Origin of the sequence: Haloarcula montana (assembly GCF_035666295.1) — an archaeon.
Taxonomy (GTDB): Archaea; Halobacteriota; Halobacteria; order Halobacteriales; family Haloarculaceae; genus Haloarcula; species Haloarcula montana.
In genome coordinates this window covers 1,789,607-1,813,151 of record NZ_CP142027.1, presented here as the reverse complement: position 1 = coordinate 1,813,151, position 23,545 = coordinate 1,789,607, and the positions used below count along the sequence as shown (strand labels likewise).

At 66.3% G+C, this 23,545-nt stretch carries 26 protein-coding genes; 15 read left to right on the top strand and 11 right to left on the bottom strand.

Annotated elements, in window-relative coordinates; genetic code table 11:
* Nucleotides 1–14: 14 nt before the first annotated feature.
* From VJ109_RS09465 to VJ109_RS09450, 4 genes are read left to right on the top strand one after another with little or no spacing between them, the layout of a single operon-like run.
* On the top strand, nt 15–428 hold the full coding sequence (locus VJ109_RS09465; protein ID WP_324756281.1) for a DUF5809 family protein: 414 nt from the start codon (nt 15–17) through the stop codon (nt 426–428).
* Entirely contained in the window at nt 428–841 is a 414-nt protein-coding gene (locus tag VJ109_RS09460) for a hypothetical protein (RefSeq protein WP_324756279.1), read from the top strand. Before VJ109_RS09465 ends, VJ109_RS09460 begins: the two co-directional genes overlap by 1 nt.
* Nucleotides 838–1,380 carry an NUDIX hydrolase gene (locus VJ109_RS09455; RefSeq protein ID WP_324756277.1) on the top strand — a complete coding sequence of 181 codons (543 nt, stop codon included), beginning with the start codon at nt 838–840 and terminating at the stop codon, nt 1,378–1,380. Before VJ109_RS09460 ends, VJ109_RS09455 begins: the two co-directional genes overlap by 4 nt.
* Before the next feature lie 38 nt (nt 1,381–1,418).
* Nucleotides 1,419–1,769, top strand: coding sequence for a rhodanese-like domain-containing protein (locus VJ109_RS09450; RefSeq protein ID WP_324756274.1), 351 nt, complete (start codon nt 1,419–1,421; stop codon nt 1,767–1,769).
* A 145-nt stretch (nt 1,770–1,914) separates the two neighbouring features.
* Here the strand turns inward: VJ109_RS09450 and VJ109_RS09445 are convergent, their stop codons facing one another.
* Both VJ109_RS09445 and VJ109_RS09440 read right to left on the bottom strand, forming a co-directional pair.
* The gene (locus tag VJ109_RS09445) at nt 1,915–2,052 is read right to left on the bottom strand and encodes a hypothetical protein (RefSeq protein WP_276178117.1); all 138 of its coding nucleotides are present in this window, start codon (nt 2,050–2,052) and stop codon (nt 1,915–1,917) included.
* Nucleotides 2,053–2,054: 2 nt separating this feature from the next.
* The gene (locus VJ109_RS09440; protein ID WP_324756271.1) at nt 2,055–2,609 is read right to left on the bottom strand and encodes a type II toxin-antitoxin system death-on-curing family toxin; all 555 of its coding nucleotides are present in this window, start codon (nt 2,607–2,609) and stop codon (nt 2,055–2,057) included.
* Between the two features lie 502 nt (nt 2,610–3,111).
* Here VJ109_RS09440 and VJ109_RS09435 point away from each other — a divergent pair.
* Both VJ109_RS09435 and VJ109_RS09430 read left to right on the top strand, forming a co-directional pair.
* Nucleotides 3,112–3,876 carry a universal stress protein gene (locus VJ109_RS09435; RefSeq protein WP_324756269.1) on the top strand — a complete coding sequence of 255 codons (765 nt, stop codon included), beginning with the start codon at nt 3,112–3,114 and terminating at the stop codon, nt 3,874–3,876.
* Between the two features lie 64 nt (nt 3,877–3,940).
* Entirely contained in the window at nt 3,941–4,666 is a 726-nt protein-coding gene (locus VJ109_RS09430; RefSeq protein ID WP_324756267.1) for a universal stress protein, read from the top strand.
* Nucleotides 4,667–4,676: 10 nt separating this feature from the next.
* Here VJ109_RS09430 and VJ109_RS09425 read toward each other — a convergent pair whose 3' ends face one another.
* Both VJ109_RS09425 and VJ109_RS09420 read right to left on the bottom strand, forming a co-directional pair.
* The gene (locus VJ109_RS09425; protein ID WP_324756265.1) at nt 4,677–6,041 is read right to left on the bottom strand and encodes an APC family permease; all 1,365 of its coding nucleotides are present in this window, start codon (nt 6,039–6,041) and stop codon (nt 4,677–4,679) included.
* A 411-nt stretch (nt 6,042–6,452) separates the two neighbouring features.
* Nucleotides 6,453–8,267, bottom strand: a complete 1,815-nt coding sequence (locus tag VJ109_RS09420; RefSeq protein ID WP_324756263.1) for a formate/nitrite transporter family protein — start codon at nt 8,265–8,267, stop codon at nt 6,453–6,455.
* Nucleotides 8,268–8,522: 255 nt separating this feature from the next.
* Here VJ109_RS09420 and VJ109_RS09415 point away from each other — a divergent pair, with 255 nt between their 5' ends.
* Nucleotides 8,523–9,302, top strand: a complete 780-nt coding sequence (locus VJ109_RS09415) for a DUF7537 family lipoprotein (protein WP_324756261.1) — start codon at nt 8,523–8,525, stop codon at nt 9,300–9,302.
* Here VJ109_RS09415 and VJ109_RS09410 read toward each other — a convergent pair.
* Nucleotides 9,299–10,234 (bottom strand): hypothetical protein, encoded by a 936-nt coding sequence (locus VJ109_RS09410; protein ID WP_324756260.1) that lies wholly within the window; start codon nt 10,232–10,234, stop codon nt 9,299–9,301. The genes VJ109_RS09415 and VJ109_RS09410 overlap by 4 nt on opposite strands.
* 237 nt (nt 10,235–10,471) lie before the next feature.
* Between VJ109_RS09410 and VJ109_RS09405 the strand changes: the two genes are divergently transcribed.
* The 7 genes from VJ109_RS09405 to VJ109_RS09375 all read left to right on the top strand — a co-directional run bounded on the left by VJ109_RS09405 (nt 10,472) and on the right by VJ109_RS09375 (nt 17,920).
* A complete protein-coding gene (locus tag VJ109_RS09405) occupies nt 10,472–11,683 on the top strand; it encodes a substrate-binding domain-containing protein (protein WP_324756259.1) in 1,212 nt (403 codons plus the stop codon).
* A 66-nt stretch (nt 11,684–11,749) separates the two neighbouring features.
* Entirely contained in the window at nt 11,750–12,880 is a 1,131-nt protein-coding gene (pstC, locus tag VJ109_RS09400; RefSeq protein WP_324756258.1) for a phosphate ABC transporter permease subunit PstC, read from the top strand.
* Entirely contained in the window at nt 12,880–14,493 is a 1,614-nt protein-coding gene (pstA, locus tag VJ109_RS09395) for a phosphate ABC transporter permease PstA (RefSeq protein ID WP_324756256.1), read from the top strand. Before pstC ends, pstA begins: the two co-directional genes overlap by 1 nt.
* Nucleotides 14,490–15,404 (top strand): phosphate ABC transporter ATP-binding protein PstB, encoded by a 915-nt coding sequence (pstB, locus tag VJ109_RS09390; protein WP_324756255.1) that lies wholly within the window; start codon nt 14,490–14,492, stop codon nt 15,402–15,404. The genes pstA and pstB overlap by 4 nt, the downstream gene beginning before the upstream one ends.
* A gap of 7 nt (nt 15,405–15,411) precedes the next feature.
* Nucleotides 15,412–16,089, top strand: coding sequence for a phosphate signaling complex protein PhoU (phoU, locus tag VJ109_RS09385; protein WP_324756254.1), 678 nt, complete (start codon nt 15,412–15,414; stop codon nt 16,087–16,089).
* A gap of 1 nt (nt 16,090) precedes the next feature.
* Nucleotides 16,091–17,122 carry a phosphate uptake regulator PhoU gene (locus tag VJ109_RS09380; RefSeq protein WP_324756252.1) on the top strand — a complete coding sequence of 344 codons (1,032 nt, stop codon included), beginning with the start codon at nt 16,091–16,093 and terminating at the stop codon, nt 17,120–17,122.
* 51 nt (nt 17,123–17,173) lie between these two features.
* On the top strand, nt 17,174–17,920 hold the full coding sequence (locus VJ109_RS09375) for an MBL fold metallo-hydrolase (protein ID WP_324756251.1): 747 nt from the start codon (nt 17,174–17,176) through the stop codon (nt 17,918–17,920).
* Between the two features lie 43 nt (nt 17,921–17,963).
* Here VJ109_RS09375 and VJ109_RS09370 read toward each other — a convergent pair whose 3' ends face one another.
* Genes VJ109_RS09370 through VJ109_RS09350 form a run of 5 tightly spaced genes read right to left on the bottom strand, consistent with a single transcriptional unit; the run spans nt 17,964 to nt 22,262 of the window.
* Nucleotides 17,964–19,268: an eIF2B alpha/beta/delta subunit family protein gene (locus VJ109_RS09370; protein ID WP_324756249.1), complete on the bottom strand. Its 1,305-nt coding sequence runs from the start codon at nt 19,266–19,268 to the stop codon at nt 17,964–17,966.
* A 38-nt stretch (nt 19,269–19,306) separates the two neighbouring features.
* Entirely contained in the window at nt 19,307–20,413 is a 1,107-nt protein-coding gene (locus VJ109_RS09365; protein ID WP_324756247.1) for an aminotransferase class V-fold PLP-dependent enzyme, read from the bottom strand.
* Between the two features lie 38 nt (nt 20,414–20,451).
* Nucleotides 20,452–20,751, bottom strand: coding sequence for a fluoride efflux transporter FluC (locus VJ109_RS09360; protein ID WP_434737277.1), 300 nt, complete (start codon nt 20,749–20,751; stop codon nt 20,452–20,454).
* 41 nt (nt 20,752–20,792) lie between these two features.
* A complete protein-coding gene (locus tag VJ109_RS09355) occupies nt 20,793–21,185 on the bottom strand; it encodes a fluoride efflux transporter FluC (protein WP_324756243.1) in 393 nt (130 codons plus the stop codon).
* A 48-nt stretch (nt 21,186–21,233) separates the two neighbouring features.
* Nucleotides 21,234–22,262 carry an ATP-binding protein gene (locus VJ109_RS09350; protein ID WP_324756241.1) on the bottom strand — a complete coding sequence of 343 codons (1,029 nt, stop codon included), beginning with the start codon at nt 22,260–22,262 and terminating at the stop codon, nt 21,234–21,236.
* A gap of 75 nt (nt 22,263–22,337) precedes the next feature.
* Here VJ109_RS09350 and VJ109_RS09345 point away from each other — a divergent pair, with 75 nt between their 5' ends.
* Nucleotides 22,338–22,781 carry a DUF7382 domain-containing protein gene (locus VJ109_RS09345; protein WP_324756240.1) on the top strand — a complete coding sequence of 148 codons (444 nt, stop codon included), beginning with the start codon at nt 22,338–22,340 and terminating at the stop codon, nt 22,779–22,781.
* Here the strand turns inward: VJ109_RS09345 and VJ109_RS09340 are convergent.
* On the bottom strand, nt 22,778–23,506 hold the full coding sequence (locus VJ109_RS09340; protein ID WP_324756239.1) for a protein-L-isoaspartate O-methyltransferase family protein: 729 nt from the start codon (nt 23,504–23,506) through the stop codon (nt 22,778–22,780). The two genes, VJ109_RS09345 and VJ109_RS09340, sit on opposite strands and share 4 nt — an antisense overlap.
* Nucleotides 23,507–23,545 lie beyond the last annotated feature (39 nt).

The window sequence follows — 23,545 nt, the reverse complement described above, 5'->3', positions numbered from 1 at the left end:
CGCCTACTCCCGGTATGGAGACCGAGGGGCAGTTTTCGCCGTCGACAGTCGAGGCGGCCCGCGAACGCTACGACGCTGTCGGGCCGACCGCACAGGTCGTCGTCAAGGAAGTCGCGAAGGCGATGGGGCTCGACCCCGAGGAGTACGAGCGCCGGGTCACGAGCGAGGTCGTCGAGACGGCTCGTGACGTCATCTTCGCCGAGTCGCTCGCGGTCACCGTCGGAAGTCGCACGGAGTTCGAGGAGTGGCGGGCCGGCACCGACCACGAGGTCACCGTCGTCGGTTCCGAACACGTCGACAACGTCGTCTGGCACGCGCCGGCCTTCGCCGAGGAGGGTGTCGCCGCCACGTTCCAGGACGAACAGGACGCTGCCGTCGGGACGCTGCGCAGACAGGCCTTCGGACGCCTCTACCGCGAGGTCGTCTGATGCGTCCGGTCACCCGCAACACGCTCGTCGGGATCCTGGTCGTCGTCGTCCTCCTGTTGGCACTGGGGGCGCTGCCCTCGTATCTCAAGAGCGGCGACCCCTACTACGTCACAGCGACGCCGACAGACGGGACCTACAGCGTCGAGAACGGGACGGCGGTCAACGGGAGCGTCCTCACCGACCGCCGGTATCCCTACACGACGGCCGCACTCGGCAACGCGACGGCCGACACCGCGGGCAGTTCGGAGCCGTACTGGCGCGGCCCCGTCGGGCTGAAAGGCGCGTTCACCCACTCGCCGTTCGACGAACGCGACGCCCTCAGACAGCGGTACGACAACGCCACAGTCGGCGAGAGCGTCGTCGTCAGCCACAACGGCACGTTTTACCGCGTCGCGGTCACACAGTCGGTATGACCGACACGAGCGAGTGGGACTGGCCGGTCGTCGAGTCCGCGGCCGAGTACGAGACCGGCTGGTACACCGGCGGCTACGACCGCGTGCGCCAACCGGACGGGTCGGAGAAGGAGTACTACTGGGCCGAACTCCCCGACGCCGTCGTCGTCGTGGCGACCACGGGCGAGGAACTCGTCATGGTCGAGCAGTTCCGGCCGACCATCCGCGAGCAGTGTCTCGAACTCCCCGCTGGGATCGTCGAAGACGGCGAATCCTACACGACCGCCGGCGAGCGAGAACTCCGCGAGGAGACCGGTTTCGCGACCGGGGGCCTCTCCCTGCTGGAGGAGTTCTGGTGTTCGACCGGCGTCCTCCGACACCGACGGGGGATCGTCTTTGCCGAGGGTCTGGAGCCGGTCGACCGCGACCTCGACGACAACGAGTTCCTCTCGGTGACGACCGTCCCGATCGCCGACGCGCTCAACGTCGCCCGTGCGGAACCTGCCAACGACGCGACTATCGAGGGGATTCTACTCGCACAGGCCGAGGGGCTGTTGTAGTCCAGTGAACGTTTAGGGCTCGCCCGCTAGCGATCGGTATGGACGGCGAAATCGGCGTCGACGAACTGGAGTCGCTACTCGAAGACGACGGCTCGACCGTCGTCGATATCCGCTCGCCCCGGGCGTTCGACCAAGCCCACATTCCCGGTAGCGAGAACGTCCCGCTGAACCGGCTGGTCGACGACGTCGAGCGCTTCGAGGGCGTAGACCGGATCGTCACGGTCTGCCCTCACGGGAAATCCAGCGTCCAAGCGGCCCGGCTGATCGCCTCCTACGAGGGCTTCGACGGGACAGTCGAGAGCTTCGCGCCGGGACTGGACGGCTGGGACGGGCCACTCGACGGTGATATCTCCGAACAGTCCGACGAAGGGCCGACTGCGCCGTTCTGATCTCTTGCTCCCCGCTCGGGAAAGATGGTGGCTCGGGTAAAACTATCGTCACAAGGGGCTCAGCGGGGGTAACTGCTCGTCATCGCCACCGCCGGAGAATAGCGTACCGTGCCGGAAAAGTTCACCTATCGACTCGCGCGGCCGGTCACTCGTATGCGAGTTCTTCGTATATCTCCGCGTGCTCGTCGAGGTCCTGTTTTCCGAGGAACCGAATCAGGTAGCGCCTGGCCTCCTCAGGCGACAGGTCGTCCGGCAGGTCGGGTGCGTCGCTTTCAGCGGCCATTCTTACTCCCCACTACGCGAGTCCGAGTGATAATCGTTCGGTTCGCCGTGACGGTTGCTCTCGGACGGGTCAGGTTCGACATCGTCCGGGATTCGTTCAGCGTCCATGATTCGTGACAACCAGAGCTCGACAGTCGCTTTGTATTCCGGTTCGAGCGGTGCAGTGTGTTCGCGGAGGTAGGAAAGAATGACTCCTTCCTCGACGGCCGTCTCATCCGTCGCCAACGCTTTCAGAATCTCCTTGACCTGGCGGTCGTACGCGAACTCTCGGCCGTTCAACGCGTAGAAGACACGTACCGACATGAGCGCCGTTCGCTTGTTCCCGTCGACAAACGGATGATTGACGACGATGAGACGGAGCAGCTGGTACGCTTTCTCGTGGAGGGACTCAGGAACGTGACCAAAGTGTCCTTCACGGATATGCTCGACTGCGTATTCGATGTCGCCTGTCGAGGCGACGCCAGTCTCCGTATCCTCGTTCGACTCGACAACCAGCTCGTGAATCGAGAGGATGTCCTCTGTAGTGAGGTAGTTGAACGAGTCTGGTCCCGCTGCCATCACTCTCGACTACTGTCGGTAGACGTATCCAAGTACTGATTTCGGAGATTGGATTTGTGTCTATCTCGGGAGGATCTATTAATAGAAAATGGGCCTCAGCGGGGGTAACTGCTCGTCATCGCCACCACCAGTCGGTAGCCTGTCGTCGGTGAAAAGTTCGTCTATTATCTACTCGCGGTCGAGCGTCGCGCGACGATCACGGTCCTGCTGTTCTCGGTTGAGAGGCCACAGCTCGTTCCGTATTGATCGGGCGCTGGAGTCAAAAAGGTCATCTATAGTACCAATTGAAACGATTTACACACCGATCACACAGCAGTCGTGCGATCGGGTGTGCATCGTTTCAATGGCTACTATAGCTGCATCGCTCCGAACAGTATGGATCCCCGTATCAGTCAACGCAACACAGTTCCATGCTGTCCTCCCGAGATGACGATTCGATGGTGCGCGAACGTCACCCGTGGCCTGCAACAGGTATTATGGTATGTTGCTGTGACGATACGATATGGCCCCGTCAGAGGCGAACATCGTCATTCCAGTGCGACTGGATCAGTCTCCGCAATCCCACGGGCAGGGCCGTGACGACATCGCTGGGGGCGGCCACGTCAGTCCGTCCATGCTGTCATCGCTGACGCCGAACGGGGTTGTTGTGGTCGGGTTCTGGCCGGTCCCGGACCAGTCGGCACCCGGGCAGCTCCGGGACCAGTTCGAAGACGAGGCACGAGCGAATCTCGACGCGGTTATCGAGCCGCTCGAAGGCGCCGAGTTTGCCGTGACATCGGAGCTGGTGTTTACCCGCGACCGGGACCAGTTGATAGACCGCGTCGCGAACAAATACGACAGCACGGCGGTTCTGATGCCTGGCATCGTTCGCTCGAACCCCCCGGATAGCGTGTTGGTGTTACTGAAAACCGATTCAGACGTAGACCATATCGTGCGGACGGTCGGGACGCTGTTTGGGGACAGTGGCGTGGATATCCTGCTGTTTCATGCTATCGAAGGCGGCGACGATCCGGATGCGACCGAATCCATGCTCCACAGCGTCGCCGACCGACTCATCGACCGTGGCATTGATTCCGACCGAATTCACCGACAGCAGTCTGACCGTGGTTCGCGGGTAGATACAATCGTATCGGAGGTATCGGACCACGACCTCGTCGTCCTTAGTGAAAGCGAACCGACGGTGCGTGAGCGACTCTTCGGTCCGGTCCAGTCAAGCATCACCGACAGAACTGACCGCCCGTCGTTGACTATCCGGGCGAATCCGTGAGGCAGTCCAACGAGGAACACCACTATACCCTCATACACTGTACTGTCGATTACGGAGACAATGTATGCCAGAGCCACTTGTTGACCCGACAATACTGGTTCCTATCGACGCGAGTGACACTGGAGAGCCCTCCGATGCGCTCGTCAAACTGTTACGGCCACACCAGTTGGTGGTTCTGGGCTACTATCCCGTCCCGGACCAGACAGCAACTGAACAGGCACGGGAGCAGTTCGGCGAGGCGGCGACGGCAGATATCGAGGCGATAGCGGACCGGTTCGCCGAGCACGGTGCGGGGGTAGAATCCGTCGTCGTGTTCACGCACGACCGGTCCCAAACCATCGACAATATCGCGGCGGAGTACGATGCCGACGCCGTTCTCACTCCGGGTATCGTCGGTGACACACTGGACCGCATTCTCGTTCCAGTACGCGGTGACAGCAATCTGGCGCGGATTCTCGGATTCGTTGGCGGTCTGTTGCGTGGCAGCGATGCGACCGCAACAATGTATCACGTTGCGGACGCCGAAGCGGACGCCTCCCACGGGGAGCTACTCGTACGGGGCGCTGCCGATCGGCTGACCGAAGACGAGGGAATCGAGGGCCATAGAGTCGATTGGCGAAACGAACGTGCCGGGTCGACGGCGGACGCAATCATCGAGGCTGCCGAGGAGTATGACCTGCTCATCGTCGGCGAGTCGGAACCCTCCCTGACCGAGCGCATTCTGGGAGACGTGACCGATACTGTCATCGACAAATCCTCGGACCCGCTGTTGATCGTCCGCAACAGGTGAGCGTGACCTGTCAGAGGTTGTTTTTGAGCTCGATGTCCCTCGCGTAGAAGAGATACCAGGCGATGGCGACCAGCGTGAGAGCGATACCAAGGACCTGTGAGAGGGGTTGCATGTAAAATATGAGTGCGAAACTGGCAAACCCACCGACGATCGGCACGGCCGGGTACCCTGGCGACCGAAACGCGGGGTCGTACCAGTCGGGGTCACGTCGCCGAATCACGATGAGCGTGACACAGATGAGCCCGTACATGACGAGATGGAGAAAGGACGCGACTTCGGCAAGCACCTCGGTTCGACCAGTGACCACCAGCACGACTGTGACCCCACCGACGAACGACAGTGCGAAGTGCGGCGTCCCGTACTCCCGGTTGACCGTCGCGGCTGCCTGTGGGACGAGCGCGTCCGAACTCAGCCCGTAGAGGGCGCGGGACGCACTCAGAATAGACGCGTTCGCGGAGGAAATCGTCGCGAGCAACCCGGCGATGAGAACGACAACGACACCCGGGAAGCCGAGATACTCCCGAGCGACCTCGACGATTGCCGTCTCGCCCATCGACCCGATGACGCTTGGCTCGAACGTGCTGCCGGCAATCAGCAACGTGATGACGTAGAGGACCCCGACCAGGATGACCGATCCGAGCATCGACAACGGCAGGTTCCGATCCGGGTCGACGATATCCTCGGCAACGGTCGCGATCTGTGCGAAGCCGAGATACGAGGTGAAAACTAGTGCAGCGGTCGTCAGTACCGGGCCGAATCCTTTCGGGGCGAGCTGGGCAGGGACGCGGGATGTCCCGCGAACGCCTAGGACGTCGAGCCCGCTGACCGTGAGGAGGACGGCAAGAATCGCGAGGAGGAACCCAACGACAGCGTTCTGGAGGGATTCGGTGTTCTCGGTCCCGAAGACGCTCAGAACCGTCAAGAGGATGCCCGCCACGGCCGCGAACAGCAAGACGACGTTGAGCGGGCCGACTGCGATATCAGTCGTTGGCACGACCCCCGCCTCGACCAGAATCGTGGCGGCGTACTCACCGAGCCCGACGAGATAGAAGGCCGACGCGAACATGAGACCGAACGTGAGTCCGATGCCGACAATTGCCCCGGGGAGTGTGCCCAACCCCCTAGAGATAAAATAGTAGCCACCGCCGCTCTCAGGCATCGCCGTCGCGAGTTCGGATGTCGGTAGTGCAACAAGTAGGGCGATTACGGCCCCGATAGCGAACGACACTGCTGCCGCCGGCCCGGCCCGGCCTGCGGCTAACCCGGGAAACACGAAAATCCCCGCACCGATCATCGTTCCGGTCCCTATCGTCACCGCGCCTGCGAGGCCGATCGTCCGGTCTAGTTCGCCCTCGTCTCCGGAACGTTCAGACACTACCAATCAATGCGAATGAACTTGGTAAAAATATGTGGGTGGAGCAAGAATGTTGCCAGCGACGGAGCGTTCGCTGCGGTTCGGGAAGGGGACGGCTGGTGGCAGTACTGATACTGCTGGCGCCCGATAGCGGGGATCGTGCTGGTGGGAGCACATCTTCTGCCCATGCCGATACTGGTGAACGTCTGGACGCCCGTCCCCGTGTTCGTCCAGGCCGAGAGGGGGCTACCAACTGCGGTTTCGGCGGAGAGTGCGGGCAGCGTTGGAGACGGACTCTTCGAGCAGACTCTGGACACCGCGAGGACTCGCGGACACGACTGAAGGGACTTCGTGTACGTTGTTTCACGCCGCACTCGAAGCGGACCCGTCTCGGCCGAGCGCGGGCCGTTTCCCTGGCCACACTCCCGCTGTTCACCGGCGACCGAACAGCCGCTCGGTGAGCGACCGCTGTGTCGCTCGCTCCGTGAGGAGGACCGAACACTCCATCTCGTCGATCACGGAGAGGTTGAGCGAATCGTGGACGAGCCGCGAGAGGAGTCCGCGCTCGGTGGCGCCGATGACCACGAGCGAATGTGACCGTGCTTCGCGAGCGATCGCGGTCTCGACATCGCCGGTGTCGTCGACGGTCTGGGTGGCCGATTCGAGGTCGTGTTCGCGGGCCCAGTCCGCCAGGAACTGCTCGCCCGCTTCGCGTTCGTGCTGGCCGTCGACGACGTGTAACAGCGACAGTTCGGCCCCGACCGCGGACTGAAGGGTGGTGGCGACCTCTGCGCTCAACTCGCAGTTGAGACCGCCCTCGGTCGGGAGCAAGATCCGCGACGGGTCGAACCCGCGGTTCTTGAGGACGAGGAAGTCACAGGGGAGTTCTCGGGTGAGATCACTGAGCGATCCCCCCGCTTTCCCGGCACCCCACACTCTGTTGTCCCCCCACTGCATCACGACCTGGTCGGCCTGGTGCCGGCGTGCGACCTCGAACAGCGTCTCGAACGAGCGCTGGGAGACGACAGTCGAGCTCTCGTACGCGACCTCGTACTCGTCGGCGACCGCTTCCAGTTCGTCGAGCAGTTTCGTGGATTCGTCGACGATCTGCTGGCGTTGCCTGGTATCGTATCCCCGTCCGCCGGCCGGCGTCTGGACGATGTGGACCGGGGTGACCACCGCGTCTTCCCGCTGGCTCGCCAGCGTACACGCCAGCCTGACGAGGTCGGTCTCCGTGCGAGGGTTCAGGATCGGGACGAGGATGCGATAGGACCCGCTATCGGGGACTGCAGGCGCCTCTTCCGGATCGAGCAGTGGGACGTACGACCGCCCCGCGAGCCCACCGAGGACCCACTCCGAGACGGAGAGTTGTCGTTCGGCACCTTCGAACCGTGCCGAGGCGAGCCGTTCCTCCGTCGTCTGGAAGTAGTTGACGACCGTGACGAGGACGACGCCACCGACAGTGTTGCCCAGCAACACCGGCAGGACGAACTCGACGAGGCCGACGGTGACCGCGAGGTCCCCGAGCAACACCAGATAGATCATCTCGGTGAAGGAGACGACGGAGTGGTACAATCCGCCGAGCGGGATCGCGAGGAAGGCGAGATAGACGACGACGAGCCGGGAGATGGTGTCCCGGGCCGCGTACTCGACCCAGACGACGCCGGCGACGATCAGGCCGGCGAAGGCGGCTTTACTGAACAGGCTCCACCAGGCCGTGGCGACACCCTCCTGTGCGATGCCGGCCGCGACCATCCCCGCATCCGAGGAGAGCACGCCACCGAAGGCCAGCGCCGCGGCACCCATCGCCCCACCGGTGAAGTTCCCGGCAAGCACGACGATCCAGTTACGGAGGAGCGCCGGGATACTCGCCAGCCGTTCCAGTGTCAATGCGACCGGTGGCAGCGTGTTCTCGGTGTAGAGTTGATAGCCGCCGATGATGATGTAGATGAACCCCAGCGGGTAGAGCAGTGCGCTCAGTATCGGGTCCGAACCGGTCGAGGTCTTCATCGAGACGTACAGCATGAAAGTGATAGTGATCGCGAACCCACCGGCGAGGGCGCTGAAGAACAGTTCCCGGGAGCCCGCCGTGATCTCCTCGTCGGCGGCTGCGACGATCCGCTGGAACACCTCGTCCGAGGAGAAGCGGTCACGAACGACACTCCCGACCGCGGGTGCACCACTCCGCGACCGTTCGACAGCCTCACGAACCGACTCCTCGGGGTCCTGTGCGTCGGGATCGCTCATGCCCAAACGGGTGTCACACACGGACTAAGAGGTTGTTGTTCACCGTGGTGCCGGCAGACAGATCGGATGCCCGTCGATCGTCGGAACTCAGTCGCCAGACGGACCCCACAGTTCCCGAGGTGGGGTGTGTTCGGACGGTTGGAGACGGCGCTTCCGCTCACCGCTGCGTAGTGACTGCCGCAGGTCGACGTGGACAAAGAGACGTACCGGGTCCCGAAGGAAGAACTAAGCCAGCCCTCGACTCACTCTTAGACAATGTCCGATTCCTGGCCCACCGTGGCGCTCCTCGGTCTGGTGCTGCTGGCGGGGTGTGGCGGGTTTGCCGGTTTCGACGACACGATGGCGACTGAGAGCCGGACACCGGCACCGGTCCCGGAGGATTCGACAGTGGCACCGGGGGTGCCCGCGACGGACGGGAAGACAACAGTCATCGACGCCGACCGGCTGCTCGCGGCCGACACGGAACATCGCTCGGCGGCCGGCTACCGCCTGAACCGGACAGTGACCATCCGCGGGACGAACTGGACGACCCGGGTCGACCGGAACCGGCGGGTCGCCGCCAACGGGACGCTGTTCGAGCGCGTCGAGATCAACAGTTCTGGCCCGTTGTCGCCCACAATCGGGCAGAGCGAGCTCTGGACCAACGGCTCGACGGTGTACGTCCGTACGTTCGACGGGGACGGTACCCGCATCGAGCAGGGACCACTCCCGTCAGCGCCCGGGCACTTCCGGCAGTGGACGATGCTCCGCGAGCAGGTGCTCGAGGACGGCACGTACGAGGTCGAACCGACCGCCGACGGAGCCGTCCTCCGGTCGAGGGAGCTGCCGACCCTGCCGGCAGCGTTGGTCCCGCTCTCGGTACGCGAGCCACGGAACGTGACCGCACGAGTAGCCGTGACAGAGGCGGGACTGATCCGATCACTCCAGGTCCAGTATGACACTACCGTCCGCGGCGAGCCGGTCCGAGTGACGATCCGGCATCGGCTCGGAGCGGTCGGGAACACGAGCGTCGACCGTCCGGCCTGGGTCTCCTAACGGCCGGGAAGGGACTGTTCCCTTCGCTCTTCGAGAGTCTCCTGTACGCGGTTCCAGTCGACTGGCGGCTCGAACCCGTCTAACTCCGCGTCGAACGCCCCGAGAGCGTCGTCGAACCGGTCGCGCCACGCTGGTTCGGCGTGGTCAGCGAGCGTGTCGTTCAGTTCCCTGGTCCGGCGTTCTGCGTCGGCCACCCGGTCGTCCAGGCTGGCGCGGAACTGCGCGTCCTCACGGTCGGCCCAGCTCCGGAGGGCAGTCAGCTCGGCGCGGAGGTCGGCGACGAGCAGTTCCAGGACGCGCGCTCGCATCGTCGCGTCCGCCCAGTCGGCAGCGGGCTCGTCGCTGTCGGTCGAGAGTGCAGTGGCCGCGGCTGTCAAGTCGTCGAGCGATTCGTCGACGATATCGACGTCCGCTTCGAACTCGTCGTACCGCCGGTCCGGCTCCGCGAGCCACGACTCGAACTGCTCCAGATCCGTAGCGAGGTCGTCGGCCGTCCGGACGACACCCTGTGCGGTCGTCGCGACCTCGCGGAGCTCCGTCGCCAGCTCGTAGACGGCGCTGGGATCGTCCAGTCGATCGACGGGTGTCCGCAGGTCATCGGTGAGATCGGCGGCCCGCGCTTCGACGGCTTCGAGCCGGTCCGCGTACGCGTCGAGTCGGACCGCCACGATCTCGAAGTCGTCGACCGCGGCGGCCGCCGCCGTCGCGTCCTCGGAGGCGATTCCGGCGAGTTCGACGCGCGTCTCGGCCGTCGCGACCACCTTGGACGTGTCCGAGACGGCCGTCTCGACTGCCTCGCGTGTGACCACGCCGTCGTCGGTGATCGGGTCGAGCGCCTCCCGCACTGTCTTCGGGTCGCAGTCGTCCTCCCGGTCGACGATCGCCTCGATCACGTCCTCGACCGGTCGGCCGACCAGCCCGTTCTCGCTCATACCCGCGAGTTCCTCACCACGAGATGTATACTTTCCGTCAGAGCCGTCGTTTCGTGACTGTTTCTCTCGTGAGCGGTATGGTCGGATATAGTCGTCTCGTCACTAGGGGGTTCGATATATAGACCTATATGTCAATATAGGTATGAACTGACTGATACTCCCTACTCTGTACCGGGACAAACCACCGTATAGAGGTATTACAAGCCCTTTTACCCCGATACGGGCTTGGATAGCCTGATGTCAGACGACAAAGCGTCCGGCACTGGCGTATCACGGCGAAAGTTCCTCCTCACTTCAGGCGCCATCGGGGCGGCAGGGCTGGCTGGGTGTTCCGGTGGCGATGGTGGCAGTGACGGTGGGAGCGGTAGCGACGGCGGGAGCGGTAGTGACGGCGGAAGCGGTAGTGACGGCGGAAGCGGTAGCGACGGCGGGAGCAGTGACGGTGGCGACGGTGGAATGAACACGGACCTGCTCACAGCCGAGGGGTCCTCGACAGTGTACCCCATCTCGAACAAGGGCGCCTCCTACTGGAACGCCAACGCCCCGCCGAGCGACGGCGAGTACTGGGGATCGAACGACGAGGGCTCCGTTCCCGGCTGGAGCGAGATCGAGACCGAGGAATACCTCGCCGACTACTTCGCGGGACTGTACGGCTTCGACCAGACGGGCGAGCGCTCGAACCCGCCGTTCAACGCGACAGTCAGTCTAAGCCACTCCGGGACGGGCTGTAAGGCGGTCCGGGACGGACTGGTCGATATCGGCAACTCCTCGGGGCCGATCACGGCCGAGCTGGGCCTCAGCGACTCCGAGGCCGAAGAGCAGTTCGTCGACCACGTCGTGGGCCGCGACGGCCAGCCGGTCGTCGTGAGCAGCGACATCTACGATGCCGGCGTCACGCAACTCACCGGCGAGCAGGTACGCAAGATCTACCAGGACGAGATCACCAACTGGTCCGAGGTCGGCGGCCCGGACCAGGAGATCTTCGTCATCGGCCGCGCGGAAGGGTCAGGCACCGACACGGCGTTCCGGCTGAACATGCTGGGTAGCGCCGACGCCTCGATGGAAGGCGTCGACTCCCGGTTCGGCCAGAACCAGCAGGTCGCCGAGGCCGTCGCCAACAACGACGGTGCCATCGCGTACATGGCCCTGGCGTTCACCAGTGAGTCGGTCCAGCCGATCGGGATCGACTTCGACGGAACCCTGTACGAACCGGACAAAGACGCCGAGAACACCATCTTCGACAGCGCGTACCCGCTGAACCGGGACCTGCACATGTACACGAAGATCACGGAGGACACCCCCAGCGGGACGGACCTGCGCGAGGGTGCCTTCCTGAACATGTTCCTGACCGAGTTCGGTCAGATCGTCTTCGTCGAGCAGAACAACTACATCCCGCTCCCGACCAGCGACATCGAGTCCGAGGCCGAGAAGCTGCCGGACCAGGCCTGAGACGGCGTCCTGCGAACGGGGGACGGACACTCCGAACTTCGCACTTAATTTCATACAGTATACATTATGACACGTACATCGAACGAGGCAGGCGCCGGAACGGGCGCGCTGGCGCGGCGGCGCCGGCAGCTCCGCGACTTCGTCACCGAGACCGAGCCGGCGGCACTGGTCACGATCGGCGTGATGGCGGTCGCGCTGGTGGCAACGCTCGCCGGCTTCCTCGCGGTTTCACCGCTGACGATCGTTCCGTTCGCCGTCTTCCTGGGCAGCGCTGGATACGGCTGGGCACGGCACCAGGGGCTGACCGCCCAGGTGCTGACGTTCTCGATGATGGTCTCGACGATCCTGATACTGCTGTTGATCGTCGTCTTCATCTCCGTCGAGTCGATCCCGGTCATCCAGTACGAGAGCGTGACGGTGTTCGGCGTCGCCGTCCCCGGACTACGGTTGTTCACGCAGACACAGTGGGACGCCGTCTCCCCCCCGATCCGGTACTCGATGGTACCGATGATCCACGGGACAGTGATGGTGACGACCATCGCGACGGCCGTCGCCGCGCCGCTCGGAGTCGCCGCGGCACTGTTCCTCTCGGAAATCGCCCCCGCGACCGTCCGCGAGGTCGTCAAGCCGGGCGTGGAGATCCTCGCAGGCATCCCCTCCATCATCTACGGGTTCATCGGGTTCACCATCCTGAGCCCGTGGGCGGCCGACCAGTTCCGGACCACCGGCCAGGGGTCGTATCTGTTCGTCGGAATCGTCGTCGGGCTGATGGCGCTCCCGACGGTCGTCTCCGTCGCGGAAGACGCCCTGTCGAGCGTCCCGGAGTCGATGAAAAGCGGTTCGCTCGCGATGGGAACGACCGACTGGCAGACGATGACCTCCATCACGCTACCGGCGGCGTTCTCGGGGGTCTCCGCGGCAGTCCTCCTGGGCGTCGGGCGGGCCATCGGCGAGACGATGGCCGCGACGGTCATGCTTCGGGGGGTCCCGCAACTGACCGAGCCGCTGTACAACGTCTTCTACGGCCAGGCGACGCTCACCTCGCTCATCGCCAACAACTACGGCGAGGCCGACGGGCTCCAGATGGACGCCCTGTTCATCGCCGGCGTCATCCTGTTCATCACGGTGTTGTTCATCTCCATCGGGGCACAGTACATCGAGTGGCGGATGCGCCGGAAACTGGGGGGTGAGATCTGATGGCAGGCGCGACGAAGACGAACCTCGTCACGGGCGACGTCTCGGAGACGAACGCGGTCGCGGCGGGTGCGGTCGCGCTCTCGGCGCTCCTGTTCGCCCTCTCGCTGGCGGCGCTGTTCGAGATCATCACCATCAGCGACCCGGTCGCCGGCGTGCCGGTCGTCACGCTGCTGGGCCTGATCCTCGTGGCCCTGGGCGGCGCCGTGATCACCTTCGGGATCGGCTCGTTTCTGGGCTACGTCGAGACACAGCCGAGCCCGAGCGCCGGGCTGGTCGCGGCGACGGTCTTCTCGACGATCTGGTTCGCCGTCGGAGGGCTGGTCGCCTCCCAGACGCTCGGGCTCGGGGGACTGACGTGGGTGCCAGTCGCCGTCCTCGCCGGCGGTGGCGCGTTCGTGCTGACCGCACTGCCCCGTGAGGATATCGGTTCGACGCTTCCGGCAGGTGCGCTCACGCTGCTGACGGGGCTCGCCTTCGTCACGGGGACGATCGGGCCGGCCTGGGTGTGGGAGCTGAGCTTCGAGCAACAGGCCTCGTTCACCGCCGAGTTCGTCATCCCCATGGCGACGCTGTTCGCGGCGCTCATCTCGGGCTGGGCCGCCGCGAAGGCCTACGGCGGATTCGGCGCCCGCGGTCGACACATGGGCGCGTACGTACTCATCTACCTGAACGCGAGTTCCATCGTCGGCGTGCTGTTCGTACTGGTCGCGTTCACGACGATGAAGGGGGTTCCGGGGCTACTGACCGGCGCCGAACTGGGGACGGGACCGGACGTGACCCTGTTCGGTCTCACGGTCGGGCTGCCGTTCTCGGTCCCGTTCGTGATGAACGGGGTGGCGCTGCTCAACGACTTCCAGGGCGTCCTCCCGGCGATCGTCGGCACGATCTGGCTCGTGATCGGCGCGGTGCTGTTCGCGGTTCCCCTGGGTGTCGGCGCGGCGATCTTCCTCACCGAGTACGCCGAGCGCGGCCGGCTCACCCAGGCCGTCGAGGTGGCGACAAACGGACTCTGGAGCACGCCAAGCATCGTGTTCGGCCTGTTCGGGTTCGCCTTCCTCATCCCGCGGTTCGGGGGGAACAAGTCGCTGATCTCGGGGATGCTCACGCTCGGGTTCATGCTCCTCCCGCTGGTGCTCATCACGAGCCGGGAGGCGATCCTCGCGGTGCCCGACGAGTACCGCGACGCGAGCGCCGCGCTGGGTGTCACGAAGTGGCAGACGATACGCAGCGTGGTCCTCCCGGCCGCGCTCCCGGGCGTCGTCACGGGCGTCATCCTCGGCGTCGGTCGGATCGCCGGCGAGACGGCCCCCATCCTGCTGACGATGACCGGCGGGACGTTCGTCCCCGGTGGGTCGACAGTCGACGTGATCGGCGGCTTCCAGTTCACGGGCACCCCGCCGTTCGTCGCCAACCCGGAACTGCTACAGGCGACGACGGCGCTCCCGTTCCAGCTGTACGCCCTCATCACGGCCGGCGTCGGCCTCGGTGACAACGTCACCAACCCCGAACAGTTCCAGTGGGCGACGGCACTGATGTTGCTCGTGGTGGTGCTGTCGTTCTACGCGATCGGCATCGGCGCGCGGTACTACTTCCGGAGGCGACTTCAATCATGAGTGAAACGACAGAGACGACAGAACAGACAGGCATCGAGTCGGACCAACCCCTCGAAACGACGAGCGGTGAGACCGATGAACAGGTCCGGGAGGAGTGGCGCGAGTACGAGTTCGACGGCCGGACGAAACTCGCCGCCGAGGACCTCGACGTCCACTACGGCGACGACCACGCGCTGAAAGAGGTCTCCATCGAGATCCCGGAGAACAGCGTCACCGCGCTCATCGGTCCCTCGGGGTGCGGGAAGTCGACGTTCCTCCGGTGTCTCAACCGGATGAACGACCGCATCCGGAGCGCCGAGATCGACGGCTCCGTCGAGATCGACGGGCAGGAGATCTACCAGGAAGGGGTGAACCTGGTCGAACTACGCAAGCGCGTCGGAATGGTGTTCCAGTCGCCGAACCCGTTCCCGAAGTCGATCCGGGAGAACATCTCGTACGGCCCCGAAAAGCACGGTGACCTCCAGACGGGGCTGCTGGCGCGGCTGCTCAACCGGAGCGACACGGCCGAGCGCGAGCAACTCGTCGAGCAGTGTCTCCGCGACGCGGCGCTGTGGGACGAGGTGCAGGACCGCCTCGACGACAACGCGCTCGGGCTCTCCGGTGGCCAGCAACAGCGCCTCTGCATCGCTCGGTGTCTGTCGGTCGATCCCGAGGTGATCCTGATGGACGAGCCTGCGTCGGCGCTCGATCCGATCGCGACGTCGAAGATCGAGGACCTCATCGCCCAACTGAGCGATGAGTACACGGTCGTCATCGTCACTCACAACATGCAGCAGGCGGCCCGGATCTCCGACCAGACGGCCGTCTTCCTCACCGGCGGCGAACTCGTCGAGTACGACGACACGGAGAAGATCTTCGAGAACCCCGAGAGCCAACGCGTCGAGGACTACATCACCGGCAAGTTCGGGTGAGCGAGCGATGTCACGCGAGTCCTACCAGGAGCGGCTGGCGACGCTGCGGGCGGACGTAGTCGGAATGGGTGCTCTCGTCGGCGAACGTCTGGAGCTAGCATTGGAGAGTATTCGGACCGGCGACGAGGAACTGGCCCGGACGGTTATCGACGGTGACGACGAGGTCAACGACCTGTACCTCGACCTCGAAGGGGACTGTATCGACCTCTTTGCCCTCCAGCAACCCGTCGCGACCGACCTCCGGTTCGTGGCGACCTCGTTCAAAGTGATCACGGACCTCGAACGGATCGGCGACCTGGCGACGAACCTCGCCAACTACGGACTCGCAGCCACCGGCGAGATCCTCCCCGAGGTCGCCATCGAGGATATCGGGGCCGACGCAGTGGCTCTCGTCGAACGGGCACTGGAAGCGTACCGGACCGACGACGCCGACGCCTGTCGGACGATCGCGGCCGACGACGACGAGATCGACGCGCTCTGTCAACACGCCAGCGAGACCGTCGTCCGGGACCTCATCGAACGGGAGGCGACCGACGACCAACTCTGGTCGATCGAGGAACTGCTCGACGACGTCTCACGAGTCTTGCTGACGATCCGGGATCTGGAACGGATCGCCGACCACGCGGTCAACATCGCCGCACGAACACTGTACATGGTCGATTCGAGCACGGAACTCATCTACTGACATGGAGACACGCAAGATCCAACAGGTCGGTGGCGGAACGTACACCGTCTCGCTCCCGAAGGAGTGGGCCGAACAGGCGGAAGTCTCCGCCGGCACCGTCGTGGACCTCCACACGCATATCGACGGGTTACTCGTCGTCCAGGCCGGCGACTGTGACCGCGGCGTGACCAGCCCCATCGAGATCCAGGTTCCCCCCGAGGACGCCGACGCCGTCGAACAGTCGCTTCGGGCGGCATACGCCGCCGGGGCCGAATCGATACGGCTCACAGCACCCGAGGGCTTTACCGACAGTCAGCGACGGGCCATCGACCGGGTCGCCCGGAACCTGACCGGAGTCGCCGTCGCCGAGGAGTCGGCGACCGAGGTGACGGTCCGAACGATGCTCGACGCGACGGAGGTCTCGATCACACAGTCAGTCCGGCAACTCCAGTTCGTCGCGCTCTCGATGCACCGGGACGCCGTCGCAGCGCTGACCGGCGCCGGCGGGGTCGACCAGCCCGCCGACCGCGACGACCAGGCCGACCGGTTGTACGCGATGATCGAACGGCACTTCGAGCGCGGCCTCGCGAAACTCGACGAGGTCGACGCCCTCGGTCTCACCCGGCCCGAACTGTTCCAGTTGTGGGCGACAGCCCGTGAACTCGAACGGGTCGCCGACCACGCCGAGCGGATCGCCTGCGTGGCCGCCCGGCTGGAATCGCCGGTTGCCGGCGACCTCGCGGACGACATCGACGGGATCGCTACCACGGCACAGCGCACGGTCGAGGAGGCAGTCCGTGTCGTCATCGACGACGCCGGCGTCGACACCGCCCACCAGGCACTGAGTGATCGGGACCGTGTTCGGGCAGACGTGGCCGACCTCGACCGGCGGCTGTTCGAGGCCCCCGGGAGCGACTACCGGCTCACACACGTCGTCGATAGCCTCCAGCGCACCGCCGAACACGGCGGTAACGTCGCCGAACTCGGCCTCCGGAGCGCGCTCCGGGAGGACTCGCTGGCCCCGACTGCGGAGCCGGTCGACGCCAACGACTGAGACGCCAGCGCTCGTAGCGGCTTTATGTCTCCGGTCGCGTAGGTGGAAGGGATGACGGTCAGACACGACGGGCTCGCCGTCGAGTGGCTCGGGTACACGACGATCAGGCTCGCCGGCGACGACACGGTCGTCTACATGGACCCGGGCCGGTACGGCGTCCTGACCGGCGAGTGGGAACCCTTCGAGGAGGGTGTCGGCCACCCGCCGGCACGCGACTACGACGCCCGCGACGGCGACATCGTCTGTGTCAGCCACGTCCATCACTACGATCCCGACGCCATCGAACGGGTCGCCGCCCCCGACGCGACGGTGGTCGCCTTCGAGGGAATCGAGGGGCGGGCTCGCGAACGGGATCTCCGACCACTCGCGGATCTCCCCTACGAGGTCCGGCAGATCGGTTCCGCCGACCAACTCGGCGTCGAGGGGACAGACATCTGGACGACGCCGGCGTACAACGAACCCGACGGCCCACACACCCGTCCCGACGGGACCCCCTACCACCCCGAGGGCTTCGGCTGTGGCTTCCTGGCGGTCGTCGACGGGACCCACTGCTTCTGGCCGGGCGATACGGACGTGTTACCCGGGCACCGAACGGTCGAGACCTCGCTGTTCTGTCCGCCGATCGGCCAGCGGTTCACGATGGACCGCCACGAGGCGGCGGGACTGGCGGCGACGATCGACCCCGATCTGGTCGTTCCGGTCCACTACAACACCTTCTCGACGCTCGCTGCCGACTCGCGGGCCTTCGCCGCCGACGTGGCCAGCGCCGGCGTCCCGGTCGCCTTAGACGAGCAGTGAGTACGACCCGTTTCCCGCCGATACGTACATCTGAGATGCCGACTCACCCGTCGTCCCACGCCTGCCAGTCGCGGTGGGCGGCGGCGACGGCCTGGATCTCCGCGGCGTCGAGTCGGCCCTGCTCGGTCAGGACGGCCGTCACCGGGTCGGCCGGCGTCACGTCGAAGGTCGGGTTGGTGACGGCTACGTCGGCCGCACCGTCGTAGACCTCCTCCCGGGAGCGCGGTTCGAGGTCGTACCCGTCCTCGGGGGCGATCTTGTCGCTTGCGGCCACCACGAACACCTCGCAGTCGGCGGCTGCGGCCGACAGCACCGCCCCACGGGTGCCGACCTTGTTGACGAGACGGCCGTCCGGCAAGATCCGGTCGGCACCGACGAGCACCGCCTCGGCGTCCCAGTCGTCGAGTTCGAACGCCAGCGCGGCGTCGGTCGTGAGTGTCACGTCCGTCGACGCCGCAAGCGCCTCGGCGACGCCGATGCCCTCCCGGCCCGGGCGTGACTCGGCGACCAGGACCGCGTCGGGTGCAGCCTCGTGGAGCGTCTCCTGGACCGTCCCCGAGCGCGAGAGGGTCGCGATCCGCGCCGGCAACGCCTCAGCGGCCGCTCGGGCGGCCTCCCGGTCGGCGGCACAGACCTGTTCGACCGCTCGGCCGGCCGCGGTCTCGACGGTCTCCGGAGACCGACCGTCGCTCGCGGCCAACATCGTCCGGTTGATCCGGTTTTCCAGAACCGCCATCGAGGGACGGGCATCACGGAGCGACCGGGCCAGTGCCGCCAGCCCGTCCCAGTCGTCGCTGGGCCGTTCGACCGTCTCGCCGTCGTCCCGGTGCCCTTCGACGACGGCGGCCGCCTCCTCCCGGAGGACCTCCAGTGCCCGCACCGAGAGCCACGACGAGCCGTGGGTCCGGTCCTCACGGACGGTCGCCACGCGCGGTCGGACCCGATCGTAGGCCGTCCAGAGCCGGGGAACCGTCTCCCGCCGGAGGATCTCGGGGGGCTGGACCCACGCCGTCTCGGCGGTCTCCGCGTTCGTCCGGACCGCTCGGGAGTCACAGTCGAAGAGGAACGGGTGGACGAGCCAGTCGTCCGTCCCGTCGGCGACCGAAAACGGCTCGCCCCGACTGGCGAGCGTGACTGCGTGCTCCAGCCCGGTCGCCTCGGCGATCTCGGCCCGCGCTGCGGTCTCCGGGTCGCGGTCCGGCGCAGTCGGGTCGCCGCCGTCGTCGGCCACGTGTCCGGCAACTCCGCCCCACCGGCCGGGATAGGAGCCGACCGCGTCGCTGCGGCACAACAGGAGTATCTCGCCGTCGGTACGCAGAAAACAGGTGACGACCGGCCGGGGAGCCATGACTGATCCGTCGGCCGCCTGCACAATGAGCGTGGGGGCTACAGCGCGTCGAGCAGTCGGTCGACGTCCTCGGCGGTGTTGAAGGCGTGGACCGACGCCCGGACGGCACCCTCGGGCTGGGGGAGCGACCGGACGACGACGCCGGCCTCGCCGAGCCGCTGGACCGTCGCCTCGGGGTCCTCAACGGCGAAGGTGACCAGCCCCGACTCGTAGGCGTCGGGACTCACCAGTCGGTCGCCAAGCCCCGCTTTCAGCCGGTCGGTCAGCCGCTGGACCCGGGACTGGATCGTCTCGAACCCGACGGCTTCGACCGTCTCGATGGCTTCGGCCAGCGCGACGTACGGCGCCGGGGTGGTCGTCCCCACCTCGAATCGCCGGCCGCCGTCGTGGTAGGTGTACTCGCTCGCGCTTGGGTCCTCGACGCTCCGGTAGCCGATCCTGGTCTGTCGAAGCCGGTCGTGAGCCGCGGGGTCGACGTACAGCATCCCCGCACCCCACACGCCCAGCAGCCACTTGTGCCCCGCGCCGGCGACGAAGTCCGCACCCCAGTCGGTGACATCGACGGGGTGGTGGCCGACCGACTGGACCGCGTCGACCAACACCTGTGCGCCCGCGTCGTGGGCGATGTCGACGACCTCGCCGACCGGGAGCCTGGTCCCGTGTGTCCAGGTGAGCGAACTCAGGACGACCAACCGTGCGTCGGTGACGGCGTCTTTCAGCGCCGCCATGTCGAGCCGTCCCCGGTCGGTCGGGACGACCCGGACCTCGACGCCGTGGGTGTCGGCCAGGCGGTCCCAGGGGAGGGTCCCGGCGGGGTGTTCGAGGTCGGTCCGGACGACCACGTCTCCGGGTTGGAAGTCGATGGCGCCGGCGACGAGGCTGATCCCGTCGGCGGTGCTCCGGGTGAACGCGAGGTCGTCGGTCCCGGCGCCCAGGAACTCCGCGGCGACCTCGCGGGCGTCGTCGATCGCCCCGAACCCCATCTCGTAGGGGTCCCGTGGGCCGTGGCCCTCGAACTCGTGGCGCTCCAGAAAGCCGGTCGCCGCCTCGACGACGTGGCGCGGGCTGGGGCCGCTCGCTCCGGTGTTGAAGTACGTACGCTCCTCCAGCGCGGGGATCGACCGGCGAAGCTCGGCAGGGTCCATAGTGGATGCAGGCCCGCCGGCGCCTTGAGCCCTGCGTGCTACAGCGCGCCGCCGAGGGCACCACCGACCAGGACACCGACCAGCGCCGCCGCGAGCATCCCGGCGGCGTACAGCGCAGCCGTTACGAGTTCGCCGTCCTCGGCCAACTGGACCGTCTCGACCGCGAACGACGAGAACGTAGTGAACGCCCCGCAGAACCCGGTTCCGGCCGCGAGCGCGACGCCGTCGCCGAGCCGGGCAGTGACCAGCAGGCCCAAGAGGACGCTGCCGAGGACGTTCACCGCGAGCGTATCGAGCAGATCGCGTTCGAGGAGCCGGGCAGTCGTGTATCGGGCCATCGCCCCGACTGCACCGCCGATCCCGACCAGGACGAGCGGGTTCACGACAGCCACCCCGCGAGTCGCTGTCCACAGACGACCGCGACGAAGCCGAGCCCGTAGTTCGCGGCGACGTTCAGGGCGGCGAGTTCCGGACCGAGGCCGCTGGTCTGGACGGCGAAGGTGCTGTAGGTCGTCAGCGACGAGAGAACGCCCGTCCCGACGAGCAGTCTGGCACGCGTGGGCACCACCTGGCCGGCTCCCGCGTCGTAGGCCATAGCGCCCAGCAGGAAGCTCCCGAGCACGTTCGCGGCGAGCGTTCCGGTTATCGGGTCCTGGAGAGTGGCGACACCCGGCGTCAGGACGGTGATCCCGTGTCGGAGCGCGGCCCCGAGGCAGCCACCGACGGCGACCAGCGCCAGCGGCCCGACCCACTCCTCGCGGAATCCACTCATTGGCGGGACGAGACCGCCGGGCTACTCCTGCGTTGCGGTCGACGGCCGTCACGGATCAGCTACAGCAGACGCGCACGGACTGTCACCACCGTGTGGCGTCCGCCGCTCGCGGACCCGGACGTGGTGGACGGACTCGGTGGTGTCGTCGACGACGAGCGCCTCGCCGGGTTCGTCGGGGAGCCGTGTCGACCACTCCCCGTCGAGGTACGTCGGGCGAGCGGCTGTCAGCGCCTCGATGTCGGTCCGAGCCGTCAGTCGATGTGCCAGAACGAGATCCGCCTGTGACACCGCCACCGCCGGCAGCGCGCTCGGGCGCTGTGTCGCCAGCCACAGGCTCACACCGGGCTGTCGGCCCCGGGTGACGAGCCGACGAAGGGGGCCGGCAGCGACGCCGTCGGTGAACGCGTGCGCCTCGTCGACGAGTATCCAGGGGAGTCGCGTCGTCGTCCCGTCGACTCGCCCCCGATACAGGGTGGTCGCGACCGCCGCGAGCACTGCGCCCGCGGGCTCGCGGGTCTGGCCGGAAAGGTCGAGGACAGTCACCCCGGGGCTATCGAACGCTGTCGGATCAAGCCCGTCGGGGTCGAAGACGTTCCAGTCGGCCGCCAGCGACAGATGGTTGGCTGCCCCGCGCCGTGTCGACCGATCGGCGTCGGTGTTCTCGACCCAGCGACGCATCTCCGAGAGCGTCCCGGCGTGGCTCGTGGCCCGCCAGAGCAGACTCCCCACGCCGCTCTCGGGTCCTACCCCGAGCAGCGTACACCACTCACGTGGGCCGAGCGCGTCCGCACGGACCTGTGGGTCGAGGACCCGTGCAGGGGCGTCCACGTCCGCGAGCCCGGCGAAGACACCCATCGGGTCGACGACGACCGGGGCGACGCCGTCGGCCTCGGCCAGCGCCTCCGCGAGGACGCCCAGCGTGTAGCTCTTTCCCATCCCGCGCTTCCCGACGACCAGGCCGGCGTGGGGGCCGTCGAGATCCAGGTCGACGTGTGCCCCGCGGCTCCCGTCGCGTGCCCGATAGTGGCCCAATCGAGCTTTCGGTCCCAGTTCGTCCTCGCGTCCGATGACGACCATACCGGGGCTGGTCTCGGCCTCGTATTTGAACGCTGGGACGAGGGTTCAAGTACGAATCCGGGACCAGGCCACACCGTGTTCGAAGCCCTATGGCGGGACGAACGTGGTATCGAAGGACTTCCCATCCGACTGGTCATCGCACTGGTCGTCGGCGTCGCCTGCATGAGCGTGATGATGAGCACGATCTCGGGAATCCAGACACTCCAAGTCACCGAGGTCGACGTCCAGCCGTCCCCGGAGGTCACAGAGCCCGGGAGCGGTTCCGTCTCCGTGACGGTCGTCGATCCCGAGGGGGCGCCGGTCGCCGACGCGACAGTCGTCGCGAAAAGCGGGACCGCGACGCTCTCCTCCGTCGAAACCGCGAAGACCGGATCGAGCGGGACGGCGTCGCTGTCGCTGTCACCGTCGTTGGGTCCCAATCAGGACGAGGGGACAGTCGTCTTCGAGGTGAAACCGCCGGCCGGCAGTAGCTACCAGGACAATCGGGCCAATACGGATCTGTTGGTGGTGCGGTCCTAGTCCCAGTCGATCCACTCGTGTTCCCAGCCCGGTCGCGTCTCCGCTGCTTTCCGGGCGCGTTCGCGATCCTCGCGTTGGGTCCGGTTTCGTTCGACGGTGTCGGCCTGCTCGCCCTCAACGAGCATCGGCGCGAACGCGACGCCGCCCAGGCGTTCGGTCTCGCCGTCAGCGTCGACGATAGTCAGCGTCTGCTCGCCGGTCCCGAGCGGCATCACGAGCCGGCCGTCGGGCGCGAGCTGGTCGACCAGCGCGCGGGGCGGGCTGATGGCGGCAGCCTCCAGCAAGATGCGATCGTAGGGGGCGTACTCGGGGAGCCCGTCGGCACCGTTCCGGCGGTCGACGAGGACCGCATCGTAGCCGGCGGTCGCTAAGTTCGACCGCGCTTCGATGACCAGCCGCCGGGTGATGTCGATTGCCTGGACGTTCGCCGCACCGACCCGCTCGGCCAGCACCGCCGCGGTGTAGCCGATTCCGGCACCCACCACGAGTACGTCGTCGTCTTCGGCCGGTGCCAGCGCCTCCAGTAGACGGGCGGCAGTGCTGGGCGAGAGGACCCGCGTCCCCATGACTTCGAAGGGCCGGTCGGAGTAGGCCTGCTCCTCGGGGACGAACGCCTCCCGTGGGACCGACCGCATCGCCGCCGACAGCCACGCGCTCTGGACGACGCCCTTGCTGTCGTGTTGGAGGCTGTCGACCATATCGTCCCGCAGCACCGCCGTGTCCATACCTGTGGGTTCGCGCGGAGCTATATGAATGACGCGGCC